We start from the raw sequence: 19316 nt of genomic DNA, 5'->3' as shown, positions 1-19316 counted from the left end.
TGATTCCTACGATCGGCCAGCGGGCTGGGCCGGGCACTCACGCGAAGTGTGGGGAGGGTGCCCGCAGTCCGAGGGCGCAGCAGGCTTGATGGTCGGCGTCCACGCAGTGGATCCCCTTGGCCCTGGCAGAAGGGCCAAGGGCGTGTCTTCCGGAAGCATCGGACCGTGGCGACGCTGATCGGCCGAAAGTTCCACTCCCGCCGACCGAACCACGCCCTAGACTGCGACCGCTCCAAACCTGGCGATCATCGGGAGGGCGTGCAAGATGAACCGAGCACTCATCAGTGCATTCGCGGCCGTGGTGTTAGTCGTGTCCGGGGGGAGTGTCGCCGCCGCTTCCGACGGCGCTCCGCCGCGCACCACGCACGGCCCCTGTCAGTACGCGCAGACCCCGGACGAGCCGCCGGCGCGCTCCGTCCCGCTGCCGCCCGACCCGCGGCGCACCCCCAGTCGCGGCACGGTTGACATGGCTGTTGCGACCAGTCAGGGCCCGCTCCCGCTGCACTTGGACCGGGCCAAGGCGCCGTGCACGGTCCAGAGTTTCCTGCACCTGGCACGGCACGGGTTCTACGACCGTACGGTGTGTCACCGTCTGACGGCGTATCCGACGCTGAAGGTCCTGCAGTGCGGCGACCCGACCGGTACCGGTGAGGGCGGGCCCGGGTACAAGTACAAGGACGAGCTGCCGGTGGACCTGCCGCCGGCACCGACCGATCCGACCGGCGCCCGCCGTCTCTACGGGCGCGGCCTCCTGGCGATGGCCAACGCCGGTCCGGACACGAACGGCTCACAGTTCTTCGTCGTCTACGGCGACTCCGCGCTGCGACCGAACTACACGGTGTTCGGCACGGTCGGCCCCGACGGCCTGGCAACGCTCGACAAAACCGCCGCCGGGGGAATCGAGCCGACTGCGGAGGACCCGGCACCGGTCGACGGCACACCCGTGCTGCGGACCGAGCTGCGCCGCGTCCGGCAGTCCTGCTGGCATTGACGCACCGCGACGTGGCCGCGTCCTCGGTGAGTGCGCCTGGCGCCCGTGGCCGTCCCCGGCGGACCCTGCCGGCCGGGTGAAGCGTCCGGGTGCGCAAGCGGCGGGATCCGGACCTTGGGCCCGGACTACGCGAAGCGCCCAAGGTTCAACCCGTGGACTCCGCACGGTGCTGCCCATCGACATCGCCCCGATCGTCCGGTCCCGGCTCCCTGCCGGGGCCGGACTCCGCGACCGCGCAGAGCCGGAGCGCCAGGCGCGCTGACCTGTACGTGTTGCCACGCAGGCTCGAGATGTCGCGCAGCAACGCCTCCACCCCTGCCCGTCCTTCGCGCTACGACGTCGAAGCCTGGCTCCCGGACCGGCGATGACAGGGACCACGGGCGGGCGATGTCAGTCGGCTGAACTATCCTTCCCGCCACAGCACGCCTACTGAGCAAGGACCAAGAGAATTGACCGGCCTGCCTGCTTTCCCGCTGCCTTTTGCTGCTTCCCGTTCCCTGTCGTTCGCGACACCCCGAACACTGCGGGAACTTCAGATGATGCAGTACAGCGCGCTCATTCGGGCCAAGCCGGGGTGGTTTGACAAGATGAACGATGCCGACATCGTCGCCAGGTGGATGCAGGAGGCGGTGGCCCAAGGCCTCACCGAAGCTCAGGTTCGTCACGTGCTTGCCGAACTCCTGCACTACGCCGCGCTGAGGGACGGACGAACCGGCGTCGAGGTGTCCGCCGTCGACGGGGTGTGGCAGTCGGACGCGCTGGTCGACGACGAGCTCGGATTCCGGCTGCGCGAGGCGGTTCGGGTTCTGGAGCGGGCCCCCGAAGCGGAACGGGACTGGCACCCCGGATCCGACGGCCAGGTACTGGATCTCGTTCATCCCTCACTGTTCTGCCTGGTGAGAGAGGTGAGCGGGGCGCCCGAGAGGGCTTGGGAGAATCCGACGGACCGCTACTCGAAGTACGAGTTCTCGGAGAAATTCCAGTGGCTGCCCACAGACGTCGACGTCAGTGACGACGGCGCCGTCGCCTTCCGTTCCTACGTCAACAACGTTCACCCCGAGGTTCATCGCGAACTGGCCTCCGTCCTACCGGACTTGTTCGCGTGCTTCCGCCCGCTGCTGGAGAACGTGCTCACCGATCTGCGCCATCCGCGACCCCTGCGAATCGAGGCCGATCCTTACGGGTGGTACGACTCGAAGCCGGAGTATCCGAAGAGGACCTCCTACGACGATGACGGGGCCTACGCGGAAGCCCGCCGTGCATGGGGAGAAGCCCATGACGACTGGTGGGAAAACCGTCGCCCGGCCGTCCCGGACGCCCCGGCCTTCACGGCGCCCGAGTTGCCCGGAGAATCCTCCCGGGTCGACCTGCGCGGGCGCAGCCTGCAGGTCATCGTCAAACTCGCCACCATTCATCTCACCCCGGACAAGCCCGAGTACCCCGGCGGTTCCTGGCACGTCGAGGGGATGATGAACGAGCGGATCGTCTCGACCGGCATCTACTACTGGGACAGCGAGAACATCACCGAGAGCCGGCTGAGCTTCCGGGCGGCCCTCGACGACCCGAACTACGAACAGAACGACGACGACGGCCTGCGCGAGGTCTACGGGCTGGAGGACGAAGACGCACTGAACCAGATGCTGGGATCGACATCGACCCCAGCGGGCCGCTGCCTGGCGTTCCCGAACATCCTGCAGCACCGCGTCGGCTCGTTCCGCCTGTCGGACCCCACACGCCCGGGACACCGCAAGATTCTGGCGTTCTTCTTGGTCGATCCGTCGGAAAGGATCGTTTCGACATCCGATGTGCCGCCGCAACAACCCTGGTCCGACACCTCGACCATGACGCTCGAGCAGGCCAAGGACTACCGGGAACAACTCATGCAGGAACGCAAGTTCTTCGTCGACGAACACAACGAGCAGCTCTACGAGAGAGAATTCTCCCTCTGCGAGCACTGAACCTCTTCCGGCCCGCGACCAGGCCTGCGCAGTCGCGGAGGAAGGAATCAACGGGCGACGACACCCATCCGGCGGGCCCCGGCACCCGCCGGTGCCGGTGTTCGTCGTCGTCCTTCGCGCGGGGCCGTACGCGGGATCAACTGTGTTCGAGCTCGCGGAGGAGTTCCTCCCCCCTCGGCCACGAGCCGTGGCCGGAGGCGGGGTTGAGGTGGCCGACGTCGCCGAGTTCCACGAGGCGGCCACCCCAGTTCCGGGCCAGCTCGGCCACTCGCTGCACGGTGCCCAGCGGGTCGTTCGAGCTGGCCGCGACGATGGTGGGGAAGGGCAGCGGCGAGCGGGGCACCGGGTTCCAGCCATTCGCGTCAAGCACGTCGGTGCTGGGGTAGCCCTCCGGCAAGGGCTGCTCGAAGTCCGGCGGCGTCACCAGCAGCGCCCCCTGTACCTGCGCCTGCGCCGGGTGCCGCCGGGACCAGTGGACGGTGGTGATCACACCGGCGCTGTGGGCAACCAGTACGACGGGCCCCGCGATCTGCACCACCACCTCGTCCAGTGCGGCGACGCCTGCCTCGCAGCTCAGCCGGTCCTGCGTCAGCGGGGGCACGGTGCGGACGCTGCGCCCGGCCTCGGTGAGTCGAACCGCCAGCAGGGTTTGCCAGTGCTCCTCGACGTGGTCGCGCAGGCCGGGGACGATCACGACCACCGGATCGGTGGTACCGCTCACGAGGACACCTCCCTCTTCTGCGGCTCCGTCCCCGGAGCGACCCCGGTCAGACGGTGTACGTCACGGTCGTAGGAGTGGCGGCCGAGCAGGAACGCCGCGGTGGCCGCGATCGCCACGAGCGGGACGAGCCGGAGCGCGCCGAGCAGACCGAGCCGGTCGGCGAGCATCCCGGTGACCGCGGGGCCGGGGGCGAGTCCGAGCAGGCTCTGGGCCAGCGTGAGCGTGGCGAACGCCGTGGCGGCGATCGCAGCGGGCGTCAGGTTCGCCACCATGGCGGCCCCGGGCCCGGCCGTTCCGGCGCACAGCACGGTTCCCAGCCCCAGCACGAGCAGCTGTACGGGGCTGGCCGGTAGGCGGAACGCGGTCATCAGTAGGACGAGGGAGCCCACGCTGCAGCTGATGGCGACGGCCCACTTGCGGATCGGGGCGCGCCGGCTGATCCGGTCCGAGACGATGCCGCCGACGATCATGCCGATACCGATCACCAGGGCGAACAGGCCCGCGGTCGCTCCGGCTTGTGCGGTGGGCATGTCGTAGTAGCGGTTGAAGTAGCTGGGCAGCCAGGCGATCAGGGCGCCCGCGATGAACAACTGCAGACCGCTGCCGACGTAGGCGCTGACCACCGAGACGGAGGAGAACAGCCGCGGGAGGAGCACGCGGAGGTGGTCACGTCCATCCGTGCCGGCCCCGTGCACCGCCGGATCCTGCCGCGGGGCCAGTTGCTTCTCCTTGACCACCACGGCGTAGATGCCCGCGAGCACCAGGCCGAAGACCCCCATCACGCCGAACGCCCAGCGCCAGCCGTACGCCTGGGCCACGGCGCCGCCGATGGACACGCCCAGGACCGAACCGAAGGCCCCGCCGGCGATGAAGGCCCCCGAGAGCGTCGCCCGCAGGGCACGCGGGAAGACGCTGAGGACCACGGCGATACCGACACTGCCGTACGCGGCCTCGCCGATGCCGACGAAGAGCCGGCCGGTGAACATCTGGTCGTAGTTCGCCGCCACCGCACAGCCCAGGGTTGCCAGGCTCCACATCGTGGCTGCGATGACCAGGGACCTCACCCTGCCCCATCGGTCGGCCAGCAGCGAGAGCGGGAGGGTGAGCAGACCGACCGCCAGCGCCACGATGCCGCTGAGGGAGCCCAGTTGGGCGTCCGAGAGGACCCAGTCCGCCTTCAGCATCGGGAAGACGGCGTTGAGGACCTGCCGGGACATGTAGTCCGAGAGCAGGAGTCCGAAACTCAGTGCAAAGACCACCCAGGCGTAGCGCCGGGACACGGGCCACTCCGAGGAACCGGAACCGGTTCTTCCCGGGGCGGCTTCCGCAGTGGTGAGAAACCCCATTGTCATCACCTCAACTGCTCGTGGCGGAAAGGGAAAGGGTTAGAAGGGCCGGTCGCCGACGATTCCGGCGCGCTCCATCTTGCGGACGGCGGGCCAGTAGTCCTGGACGGCGTAGTGCTGGGTGGAGCGGTTGTCCCAGATGGCGACGCTGTTCGGCGTCCAGCGCCAGCGCACTTGGTACTCGGGGACGGCGGCCTGGCTGATCAGGTGGTTCAGCAGGAGGCCCGCGCCGGGGGCGTAGTCCGTCCCGAAGCGCACGTTCTCGGGGGTGTGGTAGTTGACGAAGTGCGTGGTGAAGGCGTTGACGAAGAGGATCTGTTCGCCCGTCTCGGGGTGGGTGCGCACCACCGGGTGCTCCGCGTCGGGGAACCGCGCTGCCAGCGCGTGACGTTCCTCCGGTGGCATGGCGGCGCCGAAGGTGGCCTCGATGCTGTGCCGGGCCCGCAGTCCCCGGATCTGCGTCTTGAGGTGCTCCGGCAGCCGGCGGTGGGCCTCGGCCATGTTGACCCAGATCGTGTCACCGCCCACCGGGGGCGACTCGATGCAGCGCAGTACGGCGCCCATGGGCGGGTTCTCGCGCCAGGTGGCGTCGGTGTGCAGCGCGTTCTCGTAGTGCTCGGGCGCGCTGTCCGGATCTTTGTAGATCCGTACCAGGCCGGGGTTGTCGGGGTCACTGCCGGCCACCGGGTGGTCCTCCAGCGGGCCGAAGCGCTCGGCGAAGGCGACGTGGTCGGCGCGCGTGATGTCCTGTTCCCGCAGGAACAGCACCTTGTACTGCAGGAGCAGGGCCTTGATGTCGGCGAACAGGTCGTCGTCGTGCACGGCGTCGCCGAGGTTCACTCCGGAGAGTTCGGCGCCGATGGTGCAGGTCAGCGGCTCGACCTCGATCGAGCCGCGGGAGTGGGCGCGCACCGACCAGAGTGCGCCTTCCGACGAAGAGACGGTCTTTTCCATGGTGCTTCCTCCTGGAGGGGGTGGAGACGCGCGTGATGTGGCAGCGGCTCAGAGGACGAAGACGGACGATCCCGTGGTCCGCCCCGACTCCAGCTCGCGGTGCGCCCGTACGGCGTCGTCGAGCGCGTAGCGCTGGTTGACTTCGATGGCGATGCGTCCGGAAGCGACGTGGTCGAAGAGCTCTCCCGCCAGCGCCGCTCGCTCCGCAGGGTCGGCGATGTAGTCGGCGAGAGCCGGCCGGGTGACGAACAGGGAGCCGCTGATCGCCAGTTGCATGGCGTCGATGGGTGGGACCGCTCCGGACGCGGTACCGAAGCAGACGAGCAGACCGCGGCGCCGTAGCGAGGCCAGGGAGGCGGCGTAGGTGGACCTACCGATGCTGTCGAAGGCGACCGGGACGCCGACGCCGTTCGTCAGCTCGCGCACCCGCTCGGCCACGTTCTCGCGCGGGTAGCGGATGACGTGGTCGCAGCCGTGGGCGCGGGCGAGCTCGGCCTTCTCCTCGGTGGAGACGGTGCCGATGACGGTCAGCCCCAGCAGCTTGGCCCACTGGCAGACGATGAGGCCGACACCACCCGCCGCCGCAGTCAGCAGGATCGTTTCCCCGGCCTTCAGCGGGTGGATCCTGCGCAACAAGTAGGCGGAAGTGAGGCCGCGCATGGTCATCGAGGCGGCCGTCTCGAAGCCGATGCCGTCCGGCAAGGGGATCAAAGAGCCGGCGTGCATGACCCGTTCCGTGCTGTAGGCACCGAGCGGGCTTCCGGTGTACGTGACCCGGTCGCCCTCGGCGACGTGGGTGACGCCTTCGCCCACCGCCTGGACCACCCCCGCTGCCTCGACACCCAGTCCGGCGGGCAGCGGTGCGGGATACAGGCCGCTGCGGAAGTAGGTGTCGGCGAAGTTGAGTCCGACGGCTTCGTGCCGGATCCGTACCTCGCCCGGCCCGGGGTCGCCGACGACGACCTCCTCCCGGCGCAGGACTTCGGGACCGCCGGTCTCCTTGAAGCGAATGGCGTGAGCCATGGGCGTGCTCCGTTGTTCGTGGGAGGTGGGGAAGAGAGGCTGGGGCCGCCGGTGCCGGGGGCACGGCAGCCCCGGGGCCACGGCAGCCGCTGGGGCCACGGCAGCCCTGGGGGTCCGTAGCCGCGCGGCGGCACGGCGACAGGACGGCGTGGTGGTCCCGTGCCGCGATCAGACGACGCGCAGCATGGGGCCGCGCTGGCCGGGGCGGCGGTTCGGCACCATGCCGAGACGGGCGAGCGTCTCGTCGGCCCCGGAGTAGTACTCGCCGAGCTTGTAGATCTTCTTCGCCTCGGCGCCCGTCGCGATGTTGCGGCCGAGCGCCTCGGAGATGTGCACCATCTGCTCGATCTGTTCGAGGGTGGTCATGCGCTCGCCCTTCCGCCGCCACAGGTTGTCCTCGTTGCCCACGCGCACGTGTACACCGAGCGCGATGCCGATCGCGTTCATCGGCGCCACCGCACGCATGGAACTCTCGATGGTGAGGACGGCGCCATCCGGGGTGCGACGGACGAACTCGATCAGGTCTGCCGGGTGCCGGCCCGCAAAACCGCCGCCGATGGCCACGTAGTTGAGGATCAGCGGGCCGGTGTGGACGCCGGCCCGGATGAGCCGCTCCACGGTTTCGAGCTGGGCCAGCGTGGCGAGTTGGAAGTGCGGCTGGATGCCGTTCTCGCGCAGCCGCTCCAGGTGCTCCAGGTAGAAGTCGGGGCCCGCCTCGACGACCATGTCGCGGTAGGCCTTGTAGTACTCGGGCTTCGCGATCGAAGTGCCTGCCAGGTCGTCGTCGGTCATGATCTCGACGATGTTCATCTGGCTGGTGTTGATCGCGATCGTCACTTGGTCGGGCGCGGGGTCGAGATCGGCCAGCAGGTGGCGGGTGTCATAGCTCAGCCACTTGGCCTCGCTGCCCTCGCCCTCCGGAGCGAACGAGATCGAGCCGCCGATCTGCAGGACCATCTCCGGCACGGCCTGGCGCAGTCGGCCCAGCAGCTCGTTGAACATGGACATCCGCTTGGAACCCTTGCCGTCGAGCTCACGTACGTGGATGTGGAGCACGGTGGCTCCGGCGTTGTAGCAGTCCACGGCCGCCTGTACGTGCTCGTCCATCGTCAGGGGGAGGTCGTCGGCGTCGCCGGGCAGCCACTCCGGCCCGTAGGGAGCGGCCTGGATCACCAGCTTCTCCTGGTTTTCCGGGAAGAGTGAGTCGTCGTGGAAATGCACGGTCCGTCTCCTTCGTGCGATCGGTGATCACTCGCCGGAACCATCGCCACGTGCGATGCGAGGGGTTGCGACGTCCGGCGAGGATGGATGCGGGTCACCGGGGACAGTGGGCGCATGGCGGCCCTCGTACGATCGACCGGTCTGGAGGAAGCGTGCATAGGGGAACCCGCTCCCGTCCGGCGGCCGACCGCGTCTCTGCGGTGGTGCCAAGGTAGGGGCGGGCAATCGCGATCGCTTGACCTTCAGGGACAGAAAATTTGTCATTTAGGGACATCGAGTGGGCCGTGTCGAGTGGGCCGGCCCGGCTCGGCCGGGTCGCTCCGGCCCGCGGTGTCAGTCCTGGCCGGGGCGCGGGGGTCGGCTCCTGGCGCTGCGCCATGCCCGGGGACTGCACCCGAACTGCTCGTGGAACCAGCGCGAGAAACCGCTCAGCGACGAGAAGCCCAGCAGGTCGGAGATCTCGGTGAGTGAGCGCCGTGGGTTCGCGACGAACTGCTCGGCGAGGTGCCGGCGGGTGGCGCCCAGGAGCGAGGAGAACGTCTCGCCCGAGGCGGCCAGGTGCCGGTGGACGGTTCGCCGGTCCACGCCCAGGCTTCGGGCGACCTGCTCGATCGAGCAGCGCCCCGTCGGCAGCAGGACCTCGATCAGCTCGCGCACCCGGTCCGCGGCGGTGGTGTCCCGGGGCACGGTGATCGCCTCGAAGTACTGGTGGGCGTACTCGCGAAGGAGCGGATCCGCCATCGCGTTGGGCGCGTCGAGATCGCCCGCGTAGAAGACGATGCCGTCGAACTCGCGGTCGAACTCCACGATGGGGCCGAAGGCGCGCCGGTGCGTCGAGACGTCCGCCGGTGCCGGGTGCCTGAACCAGACGGAGAGCGGCCGCCACCGGGTGTGCAGGAAGTCGCGCAGGATCCGGTGGTAGGCGGCGACGGCCAGCTCCGTGGCCTGCCGGGTGTCCATTGCTCGGCCGAGACGCAGGTCGACCTTCAGCGTGGCCAGCCCGTCCCCCTCGGACAGCCGGGTGTCCAGGACCTCGTTGTACATGTGCTGATGGCGGATCAATAGACCCAGGGCACTGCGCACATCGGGTTCCTCACGGACGACCAGACTGATGGGGCCGAGGTTGGAGAAGCGCCGGAACTCCGCCATGAGCAATCCGAAGTCCTCGTGACCCGTGGCGGCTGCCGACAGTCCCAGCACCTGGACCGCGGCGCAGCCGGAGATCCATCGGTCCTGGACGGCGAGGGCGGCAGTGTCCAGGCCCACGCGCTTCATCAGCGGCTGAGGGTCGATACCGAGCGATCGACACAGCTCGACGTAGCCGCTGAGGGCTGCGGTGCGGACCAGGGGCTTCATGTGCACGCTCCAAGACTGTCCCGAAAAGAAAAGTCCCATGTCACGCCAGGACAAGCACGGCGTGGAGCGGGCAACCTAGCATGGCGCCGTTCACCGGCCCGGTCCGCACGTGGTGACCGCCCTGGGCCCCGTCGCACGGCACCGGTAGCGCCCGCGCTCGCGCCGGGGTCACCACCCCTCGTGACGGGATCCGCCCTCGGGCTGCTCGTCGCAAGCCGAGACGAACCCAAGGAGATTGCCGACATGACCAACCTCGCCACGTTCCTCGTGGACTCCGCCGCGGCCCAGGGCGATCGCATCGCCGTCCGCCATGACGGCAAGACGCTCACTTACGCCCAGTTGGACGACGCGAGCGCCAGGGTGGCCGCCCTCCTGCGCGCCCGCGGCGTCCAGCCCGGCGACCGCATCGCGCTGGCCATGCCCAACGTGCCGCTGTTCCCGGTCGCCTATTACGGCATCCTGCGGGCCGGCGGTGTGGTCGTGCCGATGAATCCGCTCCTCAAGGCACGTGAACTGGCATTCACCCTGCGCGACTGCGGGGCGCGGATCTCGCTGGTGTTCCCCGTGTTCGCGGACGAGGCCGTCAAGGCCGCTGCCGAGACCGGAACAGAATGCCTGGTGACCGAGCCCGCGGACTTCGACGACTTGTTGCGGGCCCACGCACCGGTGCCCGGCGTCGTCGACCGTACAGATGACGACCCGGCCCTCATCCTCTACACCTCGGGCACGACCGGCACACCGAAGGGGGCCGAACTGTCCCACCGGAACCTGGCCACCAACGCGGCCACCGCGGCCGAGACGCTGCTTCGGGTCGGACCCGACGACGTGCTCTTCGGTGGCCTGCCCCTCTTCCACGCTTTCGGCCAGACCTGCGCGCTGAACACGGCCGTTGCCGCCGGCGCCACACTGACCCTGTTGCCGCGGTTCGAGCCGCAGCGCGCCCTGGAGACCATCGCCCGCGACAAGGTCACCGTGTTCCTCGGCGTGCCGACGATGTACGCCGCGCTGCTCCATGCCGAGCTCCCCGAAGGCTTCAGCGCCCGCGGGCTCCGCCTGGCCGTCTCGGGCGGCGCCTCGCTTCCGGTAGAGGTGCTGCACGGCTTCGAGCGGCGCTTCGGTGTCACCGTCCTCGAAGGATACGGACTCTCCGAGACCTCACCGGTCGCCGCCTTCAACCACCCGGACCGCCCGCGCAAGGCGGGCTCGATCGGACAGCCCGTCCGCGGAGTCGAGATGAAGCTCGTTGCCGAGGGCGGCGGCGCGGTGTCCTCGGGAGAGGTCGGTGAGATCGCGATCCGTGGCGAGAACCTCATGACGGGCTACTGGAACCGCCCCGAGGCCACGGCGGCGGCGGTCCACGACGGATGGTTCCACAGCGGTGATCTGGCGCGCGTCGACGAGGACGGCTTCTACTTCATCGTCGACCGCAAGAAGGACCTGATCATCCGTGGTGGCTACAACGTGTACCCGCGTGAAGTCGAGGAGGTGCTCTACACACACCCGTCCGTCGCCGAAGCCGCCGTCGTCGGCGTGCCGCACTCGTTCCACGGCGAGGAGATCGCAGCGGTGATCGTGCTCCGGCCCGGTGCCGAGGTCACGGCCGAGGAGATCCGGGAGTACGCCAGGGATCGGGTGGCGGCGTACAAGTACCCGAGGATCGTCACCTTCAGGGCCGAGCTCCCCAAGGGCCCCACCGGCAAGATCCTCAAGCGCGAGATCGTGGTCACCGGTAGGTGACCCTGGCCGGGCTCGCCCTGGGTCCGGCTCCTGAGGACGGCCTTCCTCTCCCGCCCCCGCTGGACGACGGGGAGCCCTGCCCGAACGGGGCGGCCGAGCCCTGCGTGGGCGGCTGATCGGCGGCGGCGGGGCGGCACGGGCGCAGCGTACCGACAGGACACAGGCCCGCGGCGAGCTGCGCACCTTGCGGCCCGAGGCGTTCGAATCCGCCGGCGCAGATGTTGCTCGCGTCGAAGGCGTACGCCCCGCAGGGGCCGCGGGCCGCCCGCACCGGAGGCTATCTCCGGTCAGAGGCCGGGCGCGGCGTTGGGGTAGTTGGGGTAGGGGTCAGACGGCGGCGAGGCCGATCTGGTCGTTGAAGACCACCGGTCGCTGGCCGCTGTCGGGAACCGCGCGGGTCCGGCCACGATCCGGATACTTCCCTCCGGCCTCCGGTACCCGGTCCTCCGCCGCCGATGAGAGTCAGTGCCAGGCCGGATGTCCCTCGGTGGTGGCGCCGGTGGTGAGCGGGCGCTCGCTGGTCTTGTCCGTGCGCACGGCCCAGATCGCGGGCTTCTCGTACGGACCGCGGACGAACGCCACCCAGGCGCCGTCGGCGGACCAGGCGGGGTCCATTTCATGGGCGCTGGTGGCGACCAGTTCACGATCGTCACTGCCGTCGGCATCCACGAGGCGGATGTCGCCCTGAGTGCCCGTGCCGTACGTCCCCGCCGTGTAGGCGAACGTGGTGCCGTCGGGTGACCACACCGGGTCGAGTGCCGGATGGGGCAGGTGGGTCACCTGCTGTGGGGCCCGGTTCGGGTCGGCGGGGTCGACCACGTGGATCTGCCAGTTCCCGGGCCCCGTCTGGAGACAGACCGCGATGCTCTTGCCGTCCGGCGACCACGCGGGATCCTCGACCTGGCCCCCGCCCGACGTGAGCTGGCGGGCCGCACCGTCGGCGACGCCGACCACGAACAGCTGCTGTACGCCGTCCTTCATGCGCAGCACGGCCAGCCGGCTGCCGTCCGGAGACCAGGACACCCTGCCGTTGGCGACGGAGGCGATCCGCCGCGCGTTCGAACCGTCGGCGTGGGCGGTCCAGACGGCCGCGCCCTCGGAAGTGCTGCGGGTGAACGCGAACGACCTGCGGTCGGGGGACCACTGGGGCAGGGTGTCGCACGTGCCCGCGCCCCCGGCGATGAGCTGCACGGGCTTCTCCGAGGCGGCGTCCCGGCGGGCGATGACGCCGTTGCACGTTCCGGGCCAGCCCGGGGCGGTGTCCTGCCGGATCAGCAGGGGATCGGCCGGGAACGGGGCAGGGGCCGGGGCGGATCCGGTGGGCGTGGCCGCGCCGGGCTTGGAACTGTCCTTGTCCGAGTCCTTCCAGGGCTGCCACACGAACAGGCCGACGGCTGCGAGCGACGTCACGAGCAACGCCGCCACCACCGCGCCGCGGTGACGCCGGGGCTTCCCCGGAACCGCCTGCGGCACCTGCGCGGGGGCGGGGGAGAGGCGCGCCGCGGGCCCCGTCACGGTGCGCGACTGATCGGTACGGGGCTCCGCGACGGCGGGCGGTGCGGTGTCCGGGACCGGGAGTTCCTGCGCGGTGTCCGACGGGCTGTCCGACGGGCTGTCCGGCGTGGTGGGACGCGCCGCCGGTTCCGGGGACGGCAGCAACTGCGTCGCCGCCTCCGGCAGCCAGGAGCCGTGATCCGGGTGGCGGACGGTGAGGGTACCGAGGAAGGCGGCCGGTGTGGGCCGTGCCGCCGGGTCCTTGGACAGGCAGGCGCCGATGGCTGCGCGGAGTTCACCGGGCACCGCGGTCAGGTCCGGCTCCTCGTAGACCACCTTGTAGTGCCTGGCCGCGGACGGGCCGTCGCCGAAGGGGGCGCCGCCCGCCGCCTGGGTGAGCACCACCCCCAGAGCGAACATGTCGACCGCGGGGGTGAGCACGCCACCGCCGGTGAGCTGCTCGGGTGCCAGGAATCCCGGCGTGCCGACCTGCAGGCCGGTCTGGGTCAGGGACGTACCGTCCAGTGCGCGCGCGATGCCGAAATCGATGACACGCGGTCCGTCCTCCGCGACGATGATGTTCGCGGGCTTGAGATCGCGGTGGATGACCCCTGCTCGGTGGATCGCCTCGAGTGCCTCGGCCAGGCCGGCGGCCAGCACCGTGAGCGTGTCCAGGGGCAGCGATCCGACGCGCGCCAGTACCGCTTGCAGGGTGGGACCGGGCACGAAGGCCGTCACCAGCCAGGCCGGCTCCCCCTCTGGGTCGGCGTCGACCACTGGCGCGGTGTGGAAGCCTCCGACCCGCCGCGCGGCCGCGACTTCGTCGGCGAACCTGCGCCGGAACCCGGGCTCGGTGCTCAGCTCGGGACGTACGACCTTGACGGCGACCGCACGGCCGGACCGGGAGCGGCCCAGGTAGACCACGCCCATGCCCCCCTGGCCGAGCCGTCCCACCAGCCGGTAGCGGCCATCGCCGAGCGAGGTGGGATCACCCGTTTCGAGCGGCTTCACATGTCCCCCGTTTCACACCTTGCGCGATGAACAGCCTCTCCCTACATGTCGTGCCGACCACCAGTCAAGCGAGACCCTCGCGGAGACCGGACCGGGGCGCCCCTGACGGCTCGTCCCCTGCTCGCGTGCGGGCCTCGGGCTGGCGGCGGTGGGCGTGTGCGTGCTGCTCGCACGGCGGCTGCGCGGACGGTACGGCCGCCGGCTCGGGGAGAGCTGGCCGGGCCTCGTCGCCGGTATCACCGTCTGGTTCAACGTTCTGGCGATCCCGATGGAACTGATCCAGCCGTACGTCGTGCACTCGGCCGCCGCGGCGGGGATCAACCTCGGCGACGGGTGCTGACGAGCTGACGGTGTCCATGCGGTACGCGACCGCCTTCGGCTCCGCTCGCGGACCGGCGGCGGCCAACTGGCCGGAGGGCAAGAGGCCGGGCACACGACAGAAGGGTCCACACCAGTGGCTACGATGCCCCCGACGGTGTCGAAGGCCTCCTATACAAGGACCGTGACGACCGGACGCGGGGCAGTGGCACCTGCACGAAGAGCTGCTGAGATGAGGAAGCCGCCATGAGTACGGGAAGGTGGCTGTGGGACTGCCTACAGCGCTACGTCATGACCGCCGCTCTCGGCTGGCTGGCCGCGGCCCTGGTGCTGCCCGTTCTGGGCGACGATCCCTTCTGGGCGTCGTTCGGAGCGGGGCTGGGAGCGGGGCTGATCGTGGTGCCGCTCCTGACGGTCGTGACCATGTTCGTGCTCGTCCTCCTGGCCGGTCGACGGTTCGAGCCGCCGACCGGCAGCGCCTCGCGGATCCGGGGCGGCTGGCTGATCGTGCTGCCCCTGGCCCTGCTGCTGCCCGTGGCCCTGCTCGTGCCACTGCAGTACCTGATCGTGCTCGGCGCACAACTCGTGTACCTGCTGTGGGTGCTGCCCTGCCAGGACGCCCGCGACACGGCGGACGTGCTGCGTTCGCTCGCCGACCCGGCCGTCCCGGCGGAGCAGCGGGCCCGGATGGCACGGGCGGTCGCGGGACTGCAGGGCAGGCCGGTCGTCGAAGCCCTGGTGCAGACCTCGGCCGACGCGGAGCCGGAGGTCGCCGAAGCAGGTCTGGAGACCCTCTGCACCATCTGGCGGCGCGACGGAGTCGTCGGCGAGGACCTGTTGCTGAAGCTCGACCCGCAGGCCCAGGACCGCGTCCGCGCCCTCGGCGTCAGGGTACGGAGCCCTTGGTGAGAACGGCGGCGTCCTGTTCCCGCACCAGGGCGCGCACCACCTCCTGGGCGGATGCAGCGAAGGGGCGCCGGACCCACCGGACCCACCCGAAGAAGGAACCCGGGGCCGAGGCCCGCAGTTCGAAGCCGCCGGGGCCCCGGCCATGAGCCAGCGGAACCGGTCGAGCTCGGCTTCCGGTCTGCAGAGCGGGTGCGCCGCGCCGGTCCAGCGCCCCTCGCAGGCCGTCGATCGGCGCCTCTCGGGCGAGGGCGGGGAGGGGCGGCCGGGGTCCGTGCCGGAACAGCCGCCGCCAGTGCACTGTGGCGCTCAGAGCCCGGCGAGGGCGGACAGCCGGATCGCCTCGTCCTCGGACAGCGACCGTATCGGTTCGCCGGTCACCACCTGCCGCTTGGACTTCCACCCCCGCAGCCAAAGGCCGGTCGCCCAGCTCACTTCGAGCTCATCACGTTCGAACCGGCGGCCGGCCACTTCCTGGTACGCCGCGAGGAACGCCGCCGACTCCGCCACGGAAGGAGCCACATAGGCCGCGGCGATCCCCACGATCACCGCCTCCGTCTCCGTGATCGCACTGTCCCAGTCGTACGCGACGTGGAGCTCTTCGCCGCGCCAGCGGAAGTTCTCCCGGAACCAGTCGCCGTGGCCGATGACCTTCGGCGCCCGCCAGCAAGCGATCCGTTCGCGCGCAGCTCGCCCGGCCCGTTCGAGCCAGTCCGGGCCCGTCACCGAGTGGAAGGGCCGCTCGACGTCCTCGGCGGTCGCCCACGCCCCGGGCTCGTCATGGTCCCAGCGGTTCCACGACGGCTTCGGTTCGAGGTCAACACCGGCGGCCAACGGACGGGCGGTGCGCACGAGCGCTTCGAGAGCCGACGCGAACGGCCCCGGATCCCGCCCCGAAGAGGGGAGTTCATCCCCTCCCTCGACCAGTGCTTCGACACTGGCGGTCCACCCCCCGAGTGGAGTGGGTGCGAGGATCGGCTCGGGAGCCGGATATCCGGAAGCGTGCAGCAGACTCTGTACGGCGAAGCAGCCTTCGAGGCGGGCGGCCGGCTTTCGAACCTTGATGACGACCTTTCGACCATCGGCGAGTACGGCACCGATCACGGCCGAAAGCCGGCCGCTCCGGAAGCGCTCGGCCACGATCCTCGATCCGAGGTGGTGCGAACACCACTGATCGAGCAGGTCGGCATCGATACGAGGGAAGTCCATGGGTCGAACCCTACGGATCGAGGCCGAGGGCGCCCTTCCCACCCGGCCCCGCGACGTCCTTGTTCGTCGCGCCCCGGCACTGGCCGGGATTATCCGACGTCAAGAACCGGTATTCCGGACTCAGGACGCTAGGAGGCGGGCGCCTGCTGGAGGTCGGCGCCGGCTTCCGGCGCCCCGTCGGAAGCGTCCTGTCCGCCCCACTGCGGGGCGTCCGGCTTGCGTTGGGGGATCAGGAAGGTCGCGAGCATTCCGAGCACCAGCAGCGCGGCGCAGGTGTAGCCGTTGATCTGGACCCCGTAGGACATGGCGTCCCGGGCGGCGTCGGCGGCCGCGGCCGTCCCGGGGTGCCGGCTCAGCCCGGAGATCATCGCGCCCGCGCTGTCGGAGACCGCCGAGGACAGCTCGGCGGCGTCGGGCGTTCCTTGCTGGGCGAGCCGCTCGGACAGGTCGGAGTCCAGCGCCGTGAAGAACGTCGACGTCAGGATCGCGATGCCGAGCGCGGAGCCGAGCTGACGCGCGGCGCTCTGGATTCCGGAGCCCTGGCCGGCCTGCTGCGGCGGTACGTCCGCCAGGACGACGCCGGTGACCTGCGCGGTGGCGAAGCCGACCCCCATGCCGTACAGGAACAGGGCGATGCCGATGACCCACCACTGGGAGTCGCTGCTCGCGAGCAGGCCGAACATCAGCAGGCCGAGCGCTTCGAGCACCAGGCCGATGCGGACCAGGCCGACGGGGCCGGTCTTCTGGGCCATGCCGAAGCTGGCACCGCTCGCGAAGAAGCTGCCGACTGCGACGACGAAGACCATCAGGCCGGTCTGGAGTACGGAGTACCCCAGGGTGTACTGGAGCCACAAGGGCAGTACGGCGAGGATGCCGAACTCGGCCAGCGCGATGATCAGCGTCGCGATGTTGCCCGTGCTGAAGGACTTGATGCCGAACAGTGAGGTGTCCATCAGCGGTGCCGTGCCGTTCGCGCGCGTCAGTCGGACCTGCAGCCGGAGGAAGAGCGCGAGGCCGATCACGGAGACGGCCAGGGCGACCGGGACGACCGACAGGTTCACCCCGTCACCGAAGGGGCCGAAGCCCTTGCGGGCTTCCCACCAACCGTAGTTGCGGCCCTCGACCAGACCGAAGGCGAGGAGTCCGAGGCCCAGCACCGACAGCAGTCCGCCGCCGACGTCGACCTTGCCCGGCTGCCGGGAGGACGGCTGGAGGAACCGCATGATGCCCGCGAGGATCAGAACCACGACGAAGACGTTGATGCCGAACGCCCACCGCCAGGAGTACGCGGCGAGCCAGCCGCCCAACAGCGGTCCGACCGCCGCGGCCGCACCGATCGTGGACCCCCAGATGGCGAACGCCTTGCCGCGGTCGCGCCCCCGGAAGGTCATGTTGAGCAGCGCCAGCGACGTCGGCATGACGATCGCGCCGCCGACGCCCTGGGCGAACCGGCTGACGATCAGGAACTGCCCGGAGGGCGCCACCGCCGCGGCGATGCTCGCCAGCCCGAAGACCACGGTGCCGACGACGAACAGACGGCGTGCCCCCACGATGTCCGACAGGCGCCCGATCAGCAGCAGCAGGGCTGCCAGGATGATCGCGTAGGACTCTTGGACCCACTGGGCGCCCAACGCGGAGATCTTCAGGTCGTCGATGATGGGGGGCATCACCACGTTGACGATGGTGAAGTCGACGACCACCAGCGACACACCGAGGGAAATCGCGACCAAACCCAGCCAAGCGTCCCGACGGGCAGGTGAGGATCGCGTTGGATTTTCAGACACTGCGTTCTTCCGATCTTCTCGATGCAACGCACCCGGTGGAACGCCGGGGGCGAAACACCGGAGCGGGAGGGGGCGTGCGCCGCCCCCGGAGCAGAGGCACCATCGCAGGAGAAGAGGACACGTGCTGACCTCTACCGATCGCAATCGGAGGGCAATTCTTGATCGCCAACCGCACACTGGAGCTCCTCGGCCTGCTTCAGGCACAGAAGGAGTGGACCGGCGACGGGCTGGCCGAGCGCCTGGGGGTGTCTGCGCGAACCGTCCGCCGCGACATCAACCGGCTCCGCGAACTGGGCTACCCCGTTACGGCGACGAAGGGCCCCTCCGGCTACTACCGGCTGTCCCGCGGGGCGCGTCTTCCTCCGCTGATAGTCGACGATGAGCAGGCCATCGCCATCGCGCTGTCCCTCCAGACGGCGCCCGACTCCGTGGCCGGCATGGGTGACGCCACCAAGCGCGCCCTGAACTCCATCAGGGAACTCCTGCCGCCCCATCTCTCCCGCCGCCTCGCGACCTTCTCCATCGAACAGATCGAGAACGCCTGGGAGCTGGCCCCGCCCCAGGTCGACCCCGGACTGGTGGCACAGCTGAGCGCCGCCGCGCAGGAGCGGGAACTCGTGCGGTTCACCTACCGGCCCATCGAGGTCGACGAGGTGGACGGCAGCGAGGTCCTCGCCGAACCCCACCGGCTCGTCGTCTGGTCGGGACGCTGGTACTTGGTCGGCTACGACCAGCGCGAGTGCTCCTGGCGCGCCTACCGGCTCGACCGGATCGAACAGCCGGCCCCCACCGGCTGGCGCTTCGCTCAGCGCGAAGTCCCCGAGAGGGACGGCGCCGACGCCACCCGCTTCGTCCAGAGCCAGCCCGACCGCGGAGACACCTCGGACACCTGGCCCTGCTGGGGCACCGTCCTGATGGAGTGCCCTGCGGCGCTGGTGGCCAAGTGGGCCCCGGGCGCGGCGAGTTTTGAAGCGGTCGACGAGCGGATCACCCGGATACGGATGGGGGCCTGGTCGTGGTCGGGGCTCATCGGCTTCCTCGTCACCTTCGGCTGCCGGTTCACCGTCGAGAGCCCGCCCGAACTCGCCGAGGCGGCCCGCCGTGTGAGGGGCCGTATCGACGTCGACATCCCCCGGGCCGACGCGCGTGCGTGACACCGGCCGACGCGTCCGCCCGGGGGCGAACCGGCCCGTGATCGCGCTCACATGAGGCAGGACAGGAGAGGCGGGAGAGGAGAGGCGGGACAGGAGAGGCGGGACAGGAGAGGTCAGGAGCCGGCCTCTCCTG

15 protein-coding genes are annotated in these 19316 nt (G+C 70.2%); 6 read left to right on the top strand and 9 right to left on the bottom strand.

The features are described from left to right. The first annotated feature begins 310 nt into the window (after window positions 1-310). Together OG207_RS04610 and OG207_RS04605 are read left to right on the top strand one after the other, a co-directional pair. A complete protein-coding gene (locus tag OG207_RS04610; protein ID WP_329096143.1) occupies window positions 311-991 on the top strand; it encodes a peptidylprolyl isomerase in 681 nt (226 codons plus the stop codon). Between the two features lie 449 nt (window positions 992-1440). Then, a complete protein-coding gene (locus tag OG207_RS04605) occupies window positions 1441-2949 on the top strand; it encodes a DUF4246 domain-containing protein (RefSeq protein WP_329096141.1) in 1509 nt (502 codons plus the stop codon). A gap of 136 nt (window positions 2950-3085) precedes the next feature. Here OG207_RS04605 and OG207_RS04600 read toward each other — a convergent pair whose 3' ends face one another. The 6 genes from OG207_RS04600 to OG207_RS04575 all read right to left on the bottom strand — a co-directional run bounded on the left by OG207_RS04600 (window position 3086) and on the right by OG207_RS04575 (window position 9570). Next, window positions 3086-3670, bottom strand: coding sequence for an RBBP9/YdeN family alpha/beta hydrolase (locus OG207_RS04600; RefSeq protein WP_329096139.1), 585 nt, complete (start codon window positions 3668-3670; stop codon window positions 3086-3088). Further along, window positions 3667-4950 carry an MFS transporter gene (locus OG207_RS04595; RefSeq protein WP_329096137.1) on the bottom strand — a complete coding sequence of 428 codons (1284 nt, stop codon included), beginning with the start codon at window positions 4948-4950 and terminating at the stop codon, window positions 3667-3669. Before OG207_RS04595 ends, OG207_RS04600 begins: the two co-directional genes overlap by 4 nt. Before the next feature lie 105 nt (window positions 4951-5055). Further along, complete coding sequence (locus OG207_RS04590; protein ID WP_329096135.1) at window positions 5056-5970, bottom strand: TauD/TfdA dioxygenase family protein; 915 nt, start codon at window positions 5968-5970, stop codon at window positions 5056-5058. A gap of 48 nt (window positions 5971-6018) precedes the next feature. Next, window positions 6019-6993: a quinone oxidoreductase family protein gene (locus tag OG207_RS04585; protein WP_329096133.1), complete on the bottom strand. Its 975-nt coding sequence runs from the start codon at window positions 6991-6993 to the stop codon at window positions 6019-6021. A gap of 168 nt (window positions 6994-7161) precedes the next feature. Next, entirely contained in the window at window positions 7162-8214 is a 1053-nt protein-coding gene (locus tag OG207_RS04580; RefSeq protein WP_329096131.1) for a 3-keto-5-aminohexanoate cleavage protein, read from the bottom strand. Between the two features lie 333 nt (window positions 8215-8547). Next, window positions 8548-9570 carry an AraC family transcriptional regulator gene (locus tag OG207_RS04575; protein ID WP_329107433.1) on the bottom strand — a complete coding sequence of 341 codons (1023 nt, stop codon included), beginning with the start codon at window positions 9568-9570 and terminating at the stop codon, window positions 8548-8550. A gap of 243 nt (window positions 9571-9813) precedes the next feature. On the opposite strand from OG207_RS04575, the gene OG207_RS04570 reads away from it, so the two are divergent. After that, a complete protein-coding gene (locus tag OG207_RS04570; RefSeq protein WP_329096129.1) occupies window positions 9814-11307 on the top strand; it encodes a long-chain-fatty-acid--CoA ligase in 1494 nt (497 codons plus the stop codon). A 462-nt stretch (window positions 11308-11769) separates the two neighbouring features. Here OG207_RS04570 and OG207_RS04565 read toward each other — a convergent pair whose 3' ends face one another. After that, window positions 11770-13812: a protein kinase domain-containing protein gene (locus OG207_RS04565; protein WP_329096127.1), complete on the bottom strand. Its 2043-nt coding sequence runs from the start codon at window positions 13810-13812 to the stop codon at window positions 11770-11772. A 160-nt stretch (window positions 13813-13972) separates the two neighbouring features. Between OG207_RS04565 and OG207_RS04560 the strand changes: the two genes are divergently transcribed. Both OG207_RS04560 and OG207_RS04555 read left to right on the top strand, forming a co-directional pair. Further along, the gene (locus OG207_RS04560) at window positions 13973-14152 is read left to right on the top strand and encodes a hypothetical protein (RefSeq protein ID WP_329096125.1); all 180 of its coding nucleotides are present in this window, start codon (window positions 13973-13975) and stop codon (window positions 14150-14152) included. A gap of 224 nt (window positions 14153-14376) precedes the next feature. Then, the gene (locus tag OG207_RS04555) at window positions 14377-15039 is read left to right on the top strand and encodes a hypothetical protein (RefSeq protein ID WP_329096123.1); all 663 of its coding nucleotides are present in this window, start codon (window positions 14377-14379) and stop codon (window positions 15037-15039) included. A gap of 306 nt (window positions 15040-15345) precedes the next feature. Here the strand turns inward: OG207_RS04555 and OG207_RS04550 are convergent, their stop codons facing one another. Both OG207_RS04550 and OG207_RS04545 read right to left on the bottom strand, forming a co-directional pair. Further along, window positions 15346-16245 (bottom strand): phosphotransferase, encoded by a 900-nt coding sequence (locus OG207_RS04550; RefSeq protein WP_329096121.1) that lies wholly within the window; start codon window positions 16243-16245, stop codon window positions 15346-15348. A gap of 128 nt (window positions 16246-16373) precedes the next feature. Further along, window positions 16374-17975 (bottom strand): MFS transporter, encoded by a 1602-nt coding sequence (locus OG207_RS04545; protein ID WP_329096119.1) that lies wholly within the window; start codon window positions 17973-17975, stop codon window positions 16374-16376. A 212-nt stretch (window positions 17976-18187) separates the two neighbouring features. Between OG207_RS04545 and OG207_RS04540 the strand changes: the two genes are divergently transcribed. After that, the gene (locus OG207_RS04540; RefSeq protein WP_329096118.1) at window positions 18188-19183 is read left to right on the top strand and encodes a helix-turn-helix transcriptional regulator; all 996 of its coding nucleotides are present in this window, start codon (window positions 18188-18190) and stop codon (window positions 19181-19183) included. Window positions 19184-19316 lie beyond the last annotated feature (133 nt).

Source organism: Streptomyces sp. NBC_01439 (assembly GCF_036227605.1).
In the GTDB taxonomy this organism is placed as follows: domain Bacteria; phylum Actinomycetota; class Actinomycetes; order Streptomycetales; family Streptomycetaceae; genus Streptomyces.
This window is presented reverse-complemented; position numbering and strand designations above follow the sequence as displayed.